General features: G+C 56.4%; 15 protein-coding genes and 1 pseudogene. 13 read left to right on the top strand and 3 right to left on the bottom strand.

Going from position 1 to position 11,083, the window contains the following annotated elements:
* From ACILRC_RS12840 to ACILRC_RS12800, 9 genes are all read left to right on the top strand, one after another.
* On the top strand, positions 1–427 hold a 427-nt coding region (locus ACILRC_RS12840; protein ID WP_395669767.1), incomplete at its 5' end, for a hypothetical protein.
* Positions 428–524: 97 nt separating this feature from the next.
* Positions 525–935, top strand: a complete 411-nt coding sequence (locus tag ACILRC_RS12835) for a DUF6855 family protein (protein WP_395669766.1) — start codon at positions 525–527, stop codon at positions 933–935.
* Between the two features lie 468 nt (positions 936–1,403).
* Positions 1,404–1,661 carry a hypothetical protein gene (locus ACILRC_RS12830; protein ID WP_395669765.1) on the top strand — a complete coding sequence of 86 codons (258 nt, stop codon included), beginning with the start codon at positions 1,404–1,406 and terminating at the stop codon, positions 1,659–1,661.
* A gap of 581 nt (positions 1,662–2,242) precedes the next feature.
* Positions 2,243–2,638: a hypothetical protein gene (locus tag ACILRC_RS12825; protein WP_395669764.1), complete on the top strand. Its 396-nt coding sequence runs from the start codon at positions 2,243–2,245 to the stop codon at positions 2,636–2,638.
* An 83-nt stretch (positions 2,639–2,721) separates the two neighbouring features.
* Positions 2,722–3,213 (top strand): hypothetical protein, encoded by a 492-nt coding sequence (locus ACILRC_RS12820; RefSeq protein WP_395669763.1) that lies wholly within the window; start codon positions 2,722–2,724, stop codon positions 3,211–3,213.
* 86 nt (positions 3,214–3,299) lie between these two features.
* On the top strand, positions 3,300–3,599 hold the full coding sequence (locus ACILRC_RS12815) for a hypothetical protein (RefSeq protein ID WP_395669762.1): 300 nt from the start codon (positions 3,300–3,302) through the stop codon (positions 3,597–3,599).
* A 638-nt stretch (positions 3,600–4,237) separates the two neighbouring features.
* Positions 4,238–4,783: a hypothetical protein gene (locus ACILRC_RS12810; RefSeq protein WP_395669761.1), complete on the top strand. Its 546-nt coding sequence runs from the start codon at positions 4,238–4,240 to the stop codon at positions 4,781–4,783.
* A gap of 101 nt (positions 4,784–4,884) precedes the next feature.
* Positions 4,885–5,433 (top strand): CC0125/CC1285 family lipoprotein, encoded by a 549-nt coding sequence (locus ACILRC_RS12805; RefSeq protein WP_395669760.1) that lies wholly within the window; start codon positions 4,885–4,887, stop codon positions 5,431–5,433.
* Between the two features lie 80 nt (positions 5,434–5,513).
* Positions 5,514–6,098, top strand: coding sequence for a hypothetical protein (locus ACILRC_RS12800; protein ID WP_395669759.1), 585 nt, complete (start codon positions 5,514–5,516; stop codon positions 6,096–6,098).
* A gap of 360 nt (positions 6,099–6,458) precedes the next feature.
* On the opposite strand, the pseudogene ACILRC_RS12795 reads toward ACILRC_RS12800, so the two are convergent.
* A pseudogene (locus ACILRC_RS12795) lies at positions 6,459–6,600 on the bottom strand (IS110 family transposase); the annotation flags it as partial.
* Positions 6,601–6,759: 159 nt separating this feature from the next.
* On the opposite strand from ACILRC_RS12795, the gene ACILRC_RS12790 reads away from it, so the two are divergent.
* Both ACILRC_RS12790 and ACILRC_RS12785 read left to right on the top strand, forming a co-directional pair.
* Positions 6,760–6,972 carry a DUF4177 domain-containing protein gene (locus ACILRC_RS12790; RefSeq protein ID WP_395669758.1) on the top strand — a complete coding sequence of 71 codons (213 nt, stop codon included), beginning with the start codon at positions 6,760–6,762 and terminating at the stop codon, positions 6,970–6,972.
* The gene (locus ACILRC_RS12785; protein WP_395669757.1) at positions 6,969–7,184 is read left to right on the top strand and encodes a hypothetical protein; all 216 of its coding nucleotides are present in this window, start codon (positions 6,969–6,971) and stop codon (positions 7,182–7,184) included. The genes ACILRC_RS12790 and ACILRC_RS12785 overlap by 4 nt, the downstream gene beginning before the upstream one ends.
* A 218-nt stretch (positions 7,185–7,402) precedes the next feature.
* Here ACILRC_RS12785 and ACILRC_RS12780 read toward each other — a convergent pair whose 3' ends face one another.
* Positions 7,403–8,206, bottom strand: coding sequence for an exodeoxyribonuclease III (locus ACILRC_RS12780; RefSeq protein ID WP_395669756.1), 804 nt, complete (start codon positions 8,204–8,206; stop codon positions 7,403–7,405).
* Here ACILRC_RS12780 and pyrE point away from each other — a divergent pair.
* Complete coding sequence (gene pyrE, locus ACILRC_RS12775) at positions 8,205–8,903, top strand: orotate phosphoribosyltransferase (RefSeq protein WP_395669755.1); 699 nt, start codon at positions 8,205–8,207, stop codon at positions 8,901–8,903. The genes ACILRC_RS12780 and pyrE overlap by 2 nt on opposite strands.
* Positions 8,904–8,905: 2 nt before the next feature.
* Entirely contained in the window at positions 8,906–9,544 is a 639-nt protein-coding gene (locus tag ACILRC_RS12770; protein WP_395669754.1) for a DUF4124 domain-containing protein, read from the top strand.
* Positions 9,545–9,575: 31 nt separating this feature from the next.
* Here the strand turns inward: ACILRC_RS12770 and gatB are convergent, their stop codons facing one another.
* The gene (gene gatB, locus ACILRC_RS12765) at positions 9,576–11,081 is read right to left on the bottom strand and encodes an Asp-tRNA(Asn)/Glu-tRNA(Gln) amidotransferase subunit GatB (protein WP_395669753.1); all 1,506 of its coding nucleotides are present in this window, start codon (positions 11,079–11,081) and stop codon (positions 9,576–9,578) included.
* Between the last annotated feature and the right edge of the window lie 2 nt (positions 11,082–11,083).

The raw sequence follows: 11,083 nt of genomic DNA, 5'->3' as shown, positions 1-11,083 counted from the left end.
AGGTGCTCAATCGCTGCAATTTGCGGCAAACTGTGGGCATGAGCAACCCCCACCCTTTTCAAAAGCCGTGCGATGCGATGGGCGTTGTACGAGCCTGTGGCGGTGGGGTTTTTTTACAGCCTCGTTAAACATCAGAATGCCGTCAACTGTTGATTCCAAGAAGTTGCAGCCTTTGCTCGACGAGCTGTGTGTCGAACTTGGCTTTTGTCTTGCAACGCGTGAGGCAGTTTCACTCACCGCAAGCGCGCTAGAAGGAGTGGACGCCCTCACGGATTCTGTGCTGGCTACTGAAGGGCTTGATCCCCAACTGCATAAGCAGCAGCGGAAAGAGGTGCGTGAGCGGGTGGCGAAATATTTTCGGGCATGGAGTACATTCTTTGTTGTTGAACAGGTTCGTCGAATGGACCCACAACGGCGGCAAGAATAGTCGCCATTCTTCAATGCATCGTGCGCCGTTGTCGTCCACTCACGGCCGACGTTAGGCGGCGCAAGAAGCTCCTTCCCTGCACCTCCGGAGTGAATCCATGGCAACCCAACTGAATCGCACCAAAGACAATCCGTGGAAGCTGACGACGCCCCCCGGGACTTCCGAGTACACGATGCACATGGACGAGAAGGACGGAAAGAAGGTCCTGGTCTGCACAGTCGGCAGCACGGTCCTGTACTACGATGCACGTTGCATCGATGACTTGCTGAAGATGCTGAAGACAGCAGGTGACTGGGTCGAGCTCGGCGGAGCCGACGAACAGAAGCCCGCGAAGGAAGGAACGGTTGAAGCCTGGGGCCGCTCCGAGGCCAACCCGGTCGGCGGCTGGTACGGGCTGAAGAAGGGCCTACGCGGGCGGTTTGGCGTCTACGTTCCGCCGCTCATGGAAGAGCTGGGCCTGTGCGAGCTGGAGCACAACCCGAAGAACAATCGAATCCGCGCAAAGTGAGCGCAGCGCCGCCTAACCCCTCTAGTGGGACTTCCTGTTTCGTCAAGCAGCTTTGGTGATGGTTTTCTTTCTTGAGCCTTGCCTACAGCCTTGAAGATGAGCCGATGCCCGGGCTCCATTCGCTCGGCGTGACATTGCTGTCGCAGAAGGGTTATCGAGTTGACCGAACATGGGCTCTGAACTGGATAGGGGCGTTTGCGTGCGGTGGTAACTGAATCAGACAGACTGCATTTCTAGTGACTCACACCAGCGCGGGCTTACCCAACTCATCGACGCCGTGCACCGCAAAGACGTTCTTTGCAAGGTCGATTCCAACCGTTACGATTGCCATGACTTCCCCGTCCACTCAACAGTTAAGTTGATGAAAAGATTCGCCTCTCCATCGTGGCACTGCGTTGCCTTAAACCGCAGCCCCTACGGGTCGCGGCTCGCTTGGGACGGGGAAGTCCCTTTCATTCGTTAAGCCGTATGGACGAAATCATCGGTAGGATGCTCGAAATCATCGCCGTTCAAACCGGCCGGGTTATTGTCTGGCTTGTCTCTTTTGGCAATTGGCGCGGCGAGCCATTGTTTGGTGACGAGGGACGCATATATGGTGCGGCAGGCGCGCTGTCGTTTGTCCGAGATGGCAGGCGAGTTGTTACCCATACAGGACTTTTTTTCGCTGGGGTTTTCTTCTATGTCGCTCTTTTTGCCGCACTCATTTACCTTGCCGCGACGGTTTAACCAACCGGCCCATCGGATCGGCGTCCGCTGACCTTTACGTTAGGCCTCATTTTCTGCACCTTCATGCCTCGCGAACTCATCTTCTTACTGTTCGTCATCTGTTTCGTTGGGATCTTCTGGCGACACAGCGCAGATCGAAAGCATGTTCGAAAGCTACAGCAAGATGCGACACAAGCGTTCGCCGCAATTGCGATTGGATCGCAAGAAATCAGATACCGACTAAACGGCTCCACTGCTGTCGTAGAGAGGCGTCAAGAGACTGGTGGCCTTCGTGGCATTTTCTCCAGCACAGCGGACCTTACTGTGGAAATCTATGCACGCAATGAACACGGTGAGCGGTTTCTGTTCAGATGGAACTCCGGTTCAAGGTCAGCACCTTACGTCAAGCATTTGCCCAGCAAGGGCCAATAGTCAATGCGAGAAATCACCTCGCAAACCGGAATGAGGCCTAACCAGCCGGTCGAGGCGGCCCCCAACAGCTCCCCGTGCAAGGCCCAGCTAGGCCAAAATGTTCATCGTCCCTGCCGGGCCTTACACGCTCCGCTGTCGGGGTCGACTCACCTCCGACGTTAAAGAGCAACATGCTGGAAGGTTACTACTACTCAATCCGAGTTCTCATGCGGCACCCCAGTATGTGTGTTGCCGACCTGACGCGCGGACTTGGAGAAGAACCTGATTACTCAGGCGAACGCACTGGGGGAATTGGCGCGTTCTGGTCTCGAATTAGTGAGACGCGTGGAGAACGCGGGTTCTTCTCCGAAGTCACCGACGTCATTTCATGGTTGGAAGGCAGGAGCACTTTTGTCCGTGAAGTCTTGGACACAGAAGGATCAATTGAAGTGATCGTACAGTTGCCTGGGGACAAGAACATAGGCGACTCTTGTAATGCAACAGTCCTGGCCCGTGCGGCAGCCATGGGTGTATCTCTGGGAGTTGAAGTATTCCCAGATATCCGAAGATTTACCAATGGTGTTTAACATAACAATCGACACGGACCCGCAACAGAAGGAATGCGTCTTCGCCGCGTATGTTTTGGTCCGGTCATCTTCACGTTAAGGCTATGAAAAATCACAAACAGCTTGCTTCCACCGTTCGATTCGGAATCACCTCACTTCTGATGTTTTTTGCGAGTGTTGCTTTTGGGCAAAGCGAAGAACGTGCGCTGAACATGGTGCAAGCCCTGCGGCTCGGCGAAAACCTAGCGGGCATGACCTACACGTTTGCAAAGATTACGACCACCTATAGAGGGGTAGAAGCAACGCTTGGGCAACAGAAGGCGGATGAACTGCTTAGGGCGGAAATTGCTGTTGCTGTGCCGAAGCACCAGGGAGAATGGAATCGAAACCTTGCTCAGGCTTGGGCGCCGCTCATGACATCTGAAGAGTTCGATTCAGTGGCTTCAGAAAAACAGAGGTCACCCTTTGCGTCCAAATTTTTGTCATTGCAAGATCGGGCCGGAGCCACCATGAAGGTCGAGTCAGAGCCGCTATTAAAAAAAGTGTTGGCGGAGGTGCTTACAGGCGTCTTCGAAAAGTCAATCCCGAAAAAATGATTCGCACTCTTGCACACGCCGCCGCTTTAACAAGTCATTCCACACGGACGCCTGATGGCGCCCGTGAATTTCGACGTTAAACAGCAATGGCAAAGTTCGGCGTTCGCGAGGTGCACTGGCTGCAAGGTCGTGGCGAGTTGGTTATCGCCGGAAATATCATGGAAGGTAATGTTTCAGCAGGCATGCAAGCGCTCGTTTGGCTCGACAGTAAGGCTTATTGGGCCTTGCCGGTGACTTCCGTGGAGTTCATAGATCGACACGCAGTCGGTGAATCGCTGGTGGGATTGGTATGCGCCGGCCAAGACGAGGAAGCTGCAAGAACCTGCGCTGAGCTTTGCCTTCCTGGCGACGTAATCGAAGTCACCGAGGAGTCGCTTGCTGTTTAACCTTTTGGTCAAGCGGACCTGCGCCAGATGCGCAGGCTGGTCCGCTTACTGCGAACGTTAAAGCGCAGCATATGCCGACTTTCGAACAGTCCATTTACTTGATCGCGGCGATCGTTATTGCCGTCAACTGTGCTGCTTGCATCGCGGTTCTAAGGAGTGACATGTACACCCGCAGCCAAGTGCTTTCGCAGTCGGCTGTCATTTGGCTTGTCCCCATTTTGGGGGCGCTCGTTGTCGCCCTATTCTTGAGCTCGCAAAGGGACAAGCGTGCCGTTGAGAGCGGAGATGGCGCGGACCCGGAAAACTGGCAGAACCCACAGGTGCCGAACCATGATTCATAAGTTTGCGCAGCGCTTTAACCTGTCATTCGAGCGGACCGCCTACGGCGTCCGCTGACTTTCACGGTAGGCCTCACCACAATGGGCATGGTGCGCCAACGTTCTCAACAGTCAAAAACCGCAACGCACCGCGCTCCGATGCACCGAGCTGCCTCGGGTGAACCCGCGTTGCCATAGGCGCCAACCTCGCCATGTTGTCGAAAACACGTTAGGCCCCTCCTTGCACCAATCACCGCCTTTCTCGACGCCCAAGTAGGGCATTCCACCCCGCAAACCCCAGAAACCATGAGGGAGTATTCGATGCTGATGAAGTTCACCGTAATTGCCGTTGCCGCACTAATGCTGACAGCCTGTGAGACACCCACAACGCAACGCTATGCGATCGCGCCTAATAACAACGTAGCAATAAAAGCACTAGGTGTTACGGGAATAGGGGTCGGAACCTTTTCCCCGCCTGCGACATTTAGCGAAACATGCAGAGCATTGGGACCGCTAAAGGTCGCTGACAACTTGACGCATACCCAGTACATCCAGCGCGCTTTTGAAGATGAGCTCAAGGTTGCAGGCGTCTTTGCCGCAACTGCCCCTAGAGTCACCATAACTGGAAAGGTTGAGAGGCTTGAGTTTTCTTCCTCACGAGGCCTAGTAGGCGGATCGTGGACGATAGATCTAAACATCAGTTCCTCAAACGGACAATCAATGTCGGCAAAGGAATACTATGAGTTTGAAAGCGGGTTTAGTGCGCCAGAAGCATGCAGGCAAACTGCTGAGGCATTCTCACGAGCTGTCCAGAACTTGATTGGTAAAACAGTAGCCAATCCGTCGTTCGCTGCCCTTATAAAGTAGCGCGGATACTGAGTCCCAGAGAGGCCTAACACCTCGTTCAACCTGACCAAGCCGGCCTGCCTTCGTATGCGGATAAACTCGCGTGTTGGCAATAATTTCAAATGCACATCATGCGTCTCTGTCTCTGCATTGTCCTCGCTTTGTCAACTCTACTGACTGGATGCGCCTACTCAAAGTTGGACAACGAGCGCTATCGCTACCACCCGATGGGATGGGGTGGTGGACACGAAGTGAAAGCCGTGTCCGCAGACGTTTATTCAGTTGTATATGCGGGAACGAACCACCCTTCATGGGAAACGGTTCAGACTTTTTGGCTCTATCGAGCAGCGACATTAGCCCGGGAAAAGGGAGTCTGGGGATTTCAAATCTTGAGTCTGAATCCAGCCTTGTCATCAGGAAAGTACATCAATCCTAAGGCTACGTCTCCCTGCGATATCGTTGCAACATTCGGAAATTTTAACTACCCGTCCTATCGCGGCACTATTCGACTCGTCAGCGAACCAAGTTTAGCTACATCGACGCAAAGCTATAGCGCTAGTCTTTTACTTGCAGCCATAGAGCCCTATGTCACGGGCTCTGAGCGGTGCCCCACGGGAAATGTGATTCCTCATGAAAAGCCCTATCTTGTGCCGGCTAAGGCGGGTGGCTAACCAACCGTGCGCTTCAGCAGACGGCTTCGCCGGCCGCTGACCTTAGACGTTGGACGCTTCTAAACAACCGGAGAGATAACTTGAAGATTCGTTGGCTACTACTAATTGCTGCCTTTTCACTAAACGGATGCACCACCCCGAATCCGGGTGTCAAGCCCAGCTCGAATGCGGAACTTCCAAATAACGCTGCCTTCGCGAGGACCGCAAACCGCGTTCTCATCCTATCGGCCTCGTACTACGATCCAACCACCGATACGGTAGGTATCAACAAGCTGACCGAGGACGTCACGCAAGCTTTCTCCATACAACTGCAACCACTGCTCTTTGCTGCCGGTAAAACGCCCATTAACGTCAACGACAAGACGCGAAAATACTCAGCGGGCGAGACGCTGGCGCTGCATGCCTCGCAGAGCAACGCTGACAACGTGGTCCTTCTCGGCATTGACTCACCCCTTTCAAACGGGGAGTACACCATTCAGCTGAAGGTCAGGTACTTCGACTTGCGCTATGTCATGCGAGATGGCGCCCCAGCGAGCGTCATTCCCACCAATCCATTTGAGCGGTCTTACCTTCTCAAGGGCCCCGGTGCTGATCCGAACCTTTCCTGGGAGCAGGTCGCATTGAGATTTACAAACGACCTAAAGACAAGTGGCCGACTCAAATAAAACTGCCTAACGCTACGCTCAAGTTCGCTCCCTCCGGTCGCTGGGACACGCCTTCGGAGCACCCCTTAGCTGCACGTACAAGGGCTTCCCCATCTTTGTCAAACACAAACTCATCGTGGTTGAATCGCGCAGCGATTGACCACGAAACCTAGATTCACTTTTACCCAATATCACCCGTGCTCTGGGTCGTTGGTTGTGGTGTCCAAGGCATGTGGACGGCGAAACTACAAACGGTCATTGGTGCAAGTCAATCTTGCGGACCCTGATGAAAGACGCGCGCCGGGGGCTCCACTCGTTAGTCGAGACTCAAGGCTGCTTGCGCAGCCCTGAGGATCACCTTGAAGTTGAAGCCCAGAGGCGGGGCGGTAAGTTGCCGATGAGTTCGAGCAGCTTGGCGCGTGATACTTCAGGTCGCACCAGCACGGTGCTTGCCCAATTCATCCATGCCGTGCACCGCAATGGCGTTCTTTGCAAGGTCGATTCCAACCGTTACGATTGCCATGACTTCCCCTTCCACTCAATAGGTGAGCTGGTGAAAAGATTCGTCTCTCCATCGTGGCACTGTGTTGCCGACAACCGCAGCCCCTACGGGTCGCGGCTCGCTTGGGACGGGGAAGTCCCTCTCATTCGTTAGCTTTTTTCAACCACAAAGGGAACACATATGAAGCAATACAAAGTTGTAATTTATCAAGAAGGGATGCTGGGTTCTCTATTACTTGGGGCATCTAAAGTTGACCCACTTAAATTCACTGACTTCCTAAACAAGAATGCAAGTCAAGGTTGGCGAGTTGTTACGATGGAAAAAGATATTCGGAGAATGCTTCTTCTTTGGAAGCGTGAGGCATATTTGGTGGTTATGGAAAAAGACGCATGAAGATCGGAATGATTACCTGTCTTTCTATCGCCATAGCTTGGGTATTTCTGGCGATAGCTCAGCTTTGGTTTCAGATCGTTTCCAGTGATGTGTTTTTGAAGTTGTCTGCTACTGCGGGGCTGGTCGTAGCAATTGTTTTGGTGGTTACTCTGGCAATTCGTGAATACCTCACTGACAAAGAAATGAAATCTAAAGGATTCATTGATGAGTAATAGCAATCAAAATCGCGCGGCCCCTTAGCTGCACGTTGGGCGGCACGAAGCAACCTACTGAGCGTTGAAAACATGGCGCAAACTGCTGCACTGCTCTTCGCGCTTGTCTGCGCCGGGGTAGGCGCCTTTCAAGTGGCGCTAACGCTTGGGCATCACCGTGGCCTTCTCCTAACCCCTGTCCCCGACATGCTGCGCGGCGTGCTGCCCAACCCCGTCATTCAGGCCGTGAAGTTGTAGTGCACCGTCACCGGCGCGTGGTCTGAAAACTTTTCTTGCTTGTAAATGGCCACGCTGCGCGCCGTCGCAGCCAGTGCCGGTGTCGCCAAGTGGTAGTCCAGCCGCCAGCCCACGTTCTTCGCATAAGCCTGGCCGCGGTTGCTCCACCAGGTGTAGCAAGCATCGGTGGCGGTGGGTTCCAGTTGGCGGTACACATCGACCAGGCCGCCTTCCCCCAAGAGCTGGGTCATCCAGGCGCGTTCTTCGGGCAAAAAGCCTGAGTTTTTGCGGTTGCCCTTCCAGTTCTTCAAGTCGATTTCCTGGTGCGCAATGTTGACGTCGCCACACAGCACGAAGTCGCGCTCGGCGCGCAACAGTTGCAGGTGCGGATAAAACTCCGCCAGAAATCGAAACTTGGCTTGCTGCCGTTCTTCGCCCGACGAGCCGCTGGGAAAGTAGGCGCTGATGATGGAGCGTTTGCGGGTGGGGGTGTCAAAGCGCAGCTCCACGTAGCGGCCCTCGGGGTCGAACTCGGTGGAGCCGTAGCCAATGCGTACTTCGCTGGGCTCGTGGCGCGAGTACACCGCCACGCCGGAGTAGCCTTTTTTGTCCGCCAGGTGAAAGTAGCCCCGCATGCCGCACAAGTCGTCAAACCGGCCTGCCAGGTCGGGCGCCTGGGCTTTGACTTCTTGCACGCAAATACAATCGGGCGCCTCCTGCGCAAGCCAGTTTTCTAGGCCCTTGCTGGTGGCCGAACGGATGCCGTTGAGGTTGAGGCTGGTTAACTTAAACGAGGAATGTTGCATGTCGAATCAAGACCCTTCAGGTGCCGCATCGCAGGACGCTTTGGCCCTGGAGTTTGTGGCATTTGCGGTGGAGTGTGGGGTGCTGCGCTTTGGTGAGTTCAAGACCAAGGCGGGCCGCATGAGCCCCTATTTTTTCAACGCCGGGCTGTTCAACGATGGTCAACGGCTCTTGCGTCTGGCCGAATTTTATGCCCGGCGCATCCTGCAAAGCGGCATCGCTTTCGACATGGTGTTTGGCCCGGCTTACAAGGGCATCCCGCTGGGTGCCGCGCTGGTGGTGGAGCTGGCGCGACGCGGCCGCAATGTGCCCTTCGCCTACAACCGCAAAGAGGCCAAAGACCACGGCGAGGGCGGCACCCTGGTGGGCGCGCCCTTGGCGGGGCGGGTGCTGGTGGTGGACGATGTGATGTCGGCGGGCACCGCAGTGCGCGAGTCGATTGCCACCATCGTGGCCGCCGGTGCCACGCCGCACGCGGTCTGCATCGCGCTGGACCGCCAGGAGATGGCCACCGAAAACGGCGCCGACGTGCCCTACAGCGCGGTGCAGTATGTGCAGCGCCAACTCGGCATGCAGGTCTGCGCTATTGCGAAGCTCGACGACCTGATGCAGTATCTGCAAGCTGGCAACGCGGCGTCCGCCGAGGACCACCGCAGGGTGTTGGCCTACCGCGCACGTTATGGCGCAGAACAAGGGTGACGATGAAGCAATGGACAGCGCTGCCAATAGCCTTGCTGTTGTGGGCCGCCGGAACATCGGCGCTGGCGCAGGCGCCCGTCGTTAAAGGCGTCTACACCTGCATCGATGCCAACGGCCGCAAACTCACGGCCGACCGCCCCATCCCCGAGTGCACCGACCGCGAGCAGCGGGTGCTCAACCCCAGCGGCACCGTCAAGAAAACGGTGGGCCCCACCTTGACCGCGCAGGAGCTTTTGGTGCAGGAGCAGAAGGAAAAGCAGGCCCAGGAAGAGCGGAACCGCATTGCCGAAGAGCGCCGCCGCGACAAGGCCCTGCTCAATCGCTACCCCAGCCGTGAGCTGCACGACAAGGAGCGCGCAGACGCCCTGGCGCAGATCAGCGTGGTCAAGCAGGCGGCGGCGAAGCGGCTCACCGAGCTGGGCGCACAGCGCAAGAAACTGCTCCAAGAAATGGAGTTCTACGCCAAGGACCCGTCCAAAGCGCCGCTGTATCTGCGCCGCCAAGTCGATGACAACACCCAAAGCACGGCGGTACAGCAGCGCTTCATTGCGGACCAAGAGGACGAAGCGCGCCGCGTCAACCAGCGCTTTGACGATGAGTTAGTGCGCTTGCGCCAGCTCTGGCCCACCGTCGCCCGATAGGCGGCTGGCGCGCCCAGGGCGGGGCGCAGTTTCAACGGGCCAGCTTGCTGCGCAACAGGTCGTTGATCTGTTGCGGATTGGCCTTGCCTTTACTCGCCTTCATGGCCTGGCCGACCAAGGCATTGAGTGCCTTGTCGTTGCCGGCCTGGAACTCGGCCACGTTCTTGGCGTTGGCGGCAATCACCGTGTCCACGATGGCTTCCAAAGCGGAGGAGTCGTTGACTTGCCTGAGGTCCAGTGTGTCAATCAGTTGGTCAATGTAGGCCGCCAGATCTTCAATGCCGGTTTGCTGCTGGGTGCACAACTGCTGGAAGACCGTTTTGGCACCTCCACCGTTGATGTCACCTGCGGCAATGCGCTTGATCACGTGGCCTACCGCAACTGCGGTCGGAACCAATACATCGTCAATCGCCAGGCCTTGCTTGTTGATGAATGCAGACACCTCGCCGAGCACCCAGTTGGCTGCCAATTTCGGTTGACCGCTTACCTGCGCTGCGGATTGAAAGTAGGTGGCCGTCGCCTGGCTTTGGGTGAGCAAGGTGGCGTCGTACTCGCTCAGGCCGTACGCGCTACGAAAACGCTGCGCCAACTCGCGCGGCAGCTCGGGCATTTCGCCCTTGATGCGTTCAACCCACTCCGGCGCGATACACAGCGGTGGCAAATCGGGGTCGGGGAAGTAGCGGTAATCGGCCGCGTCTTCCTTGGTGCGCATGGCGCGGGTTTCGCCGGTGTCGGGGTTGAACAGCACCGTGGCCTGCTGGATTTTGTGGCCGTCCTCAATCTGTTCGATCTGCCAGCGCACCTCGTAGTCGATGGCTTGCTGCATGAACTTGAAGCTGTTGAGGTTCTTGATTTCGCGCCGCGTGCCCAGGGCTCCGCCGGGTTTGCGTACCGACACGTTGGCGTCGCAGCGGAACGAGCCCTCTTGCATATTGCCGTCGCAAATGCCGATCCAGGTCACGATCTTGTGCAGCTCCTTGGCGTAGGCCACCGCTTCTGCGGACGAGCGCATGTCAGGCTGGGTGACGATTTCCAAAAGCGGTGTGCCAGCGCGATTGAGGTCGATGCCGGTCTGGCCCACAAAGTCTTCGTGCAGCGACTTGCCCGCGTCTTCCTCCAGGTGGGCGCGCACCAGGCGCACCGCCATCTTCTTCTCGTTGAGAAAAAATTCAATCACGCCGCCTTGCACCACCGGTATCTCGAACTGGCTGATTTGGTAGCCCTTGGGCAGGTCGGGGTAGAAGTAGTTCTTGCGCGCAAAAATGCTCTTGGGCGCGATGTGCGCGCCAATGGCTAAGCCGAAAGCAATGGCGCGTTCGACCGCACCCTTGTTCATCACCGGCAGGGTGCCGGGCAAGGCCAAATCGACGGCGCAAGCCTGGGTGTTGGGCTCGGCACCGAAGGCGGTGGAGGCGCGCGAAAAAATCTTGGACGCGGTCGAGAGTTGCGCATGCGTCTCAAAGCCGATGATGACCTCATAGCCGCCCACCAGCGGGGCGTCAGGACGGTCCAAAAGACTGGGTGTGGTGTCTGCCATGG

The sequence above is a fragment of the Rhodoferax sp. genome (assembly GCF_044236835.1).
Taxonomy (GTDB): domain Bacteria; phylum Pseudomonadota; class Gammaproteobacteria; order Burkholderiales; family Burkholderiaceae_C; genus Allorhodoferax.
Note: the sequence above shows the minus strand (reverse complement) of the source record. Positions and strands in the feature narration are given on the sequence as shown.

Excerpts from the sequence above, each read along its gene's own strand:
- ACILRC_RS12780 (WP_395669756.1), bottom strand. The coding sequence starts at position 8,206 with ATGCAACATTCCTCGTTTAAGTTAACCAGCCTCAACCTCAACGGCATC.
- ACILRC_RS12815 (WP_395669762.1), top strand. The coding sequence starts at position 3,300 with ATGGCAAAGTTCGGCGTTCGCGAGGTGCACTGGCTGCAAGGTCGTGGC.
- ACILRC_RS12835 (WP_395669766.1), top strand. The coding sequence starts at position 525 with ATGGCAACCCAACTGAATCGCACCAAAGACAATCCGTGGAAGCTGACG.
- ACILRC_RS12830 (WP_395669765.1), top strand. The coding sequence starts at position 1,404 with ATGGACGAAATCATCGGTAGGATGCTCGAAATCATCGCCGTTCAAACC.
- ACILRC_RS12805 (WP_395669760.1), top strand. The coding sequence starts at position 4,885 with ATGCACATCATGCGTCTCTGTCTCTGCATTGTCCTCGCTTTGTCAACT.
- ACILRC_RS12820 (WP_395669763.1), top strand. The coding sequence starts at position 2,722 with ATGAAAAATCACAAACAGCTTGCTTCCACCGTTCGATTCGGAATCACC.
- ACILRC_RS12825 (WP_395669764.1), top strand. The coding sequence starts at position 2,243 with ATGCTGGAAGGTTACTACTACTCAATCCGAGTTCTCATGCGGCACCCC.
- ACILRC_RS12770 (WP_395669754.1), top strand. The coding sequence starts at position 8,906 with ATGAAGCAATGGACAGCGCTGCCAATAGCCTTGCTGTTGTGGGCCGCC.
- ACILRC_RS12810 (WP_395669761.1), top strand. The coding sequence starts at position 4,238 with ATGCTGATGAAGTTCACCGTAATTGCCGTTGCCGCACTAATGCTGACA.
- ACILRC_RS12785 (WP_395669757.1), top strand. The coding sequence starts at position 6,969 with ATGAAGATCGGAATGATTACCTGTCTTTCTATCGCCATAGCTTGGGTA.
- pyrE (WP_395669755.1), top strand. The coding sequence starts at position 8,205 with ATGTCGAATCAAGACCCTTCAGGTGCCGCATCGCAGGACGCTTTGGCC.
- gatB (WP_395669753.1), bottom strand. The coding sequence starts at position 11,081 with ATGGCAGACACCACACCCAGTCTTTTGGACCGTCCTGACGCCCCGCTG.
- ACILRC_RS12790 (WP_395669758.1), top strand. The coding sequence starts at position 6,760 with ATGAAGCAATACAAAGTTGTAATTTATCAAGAAGGGATGCTGGGTTCT.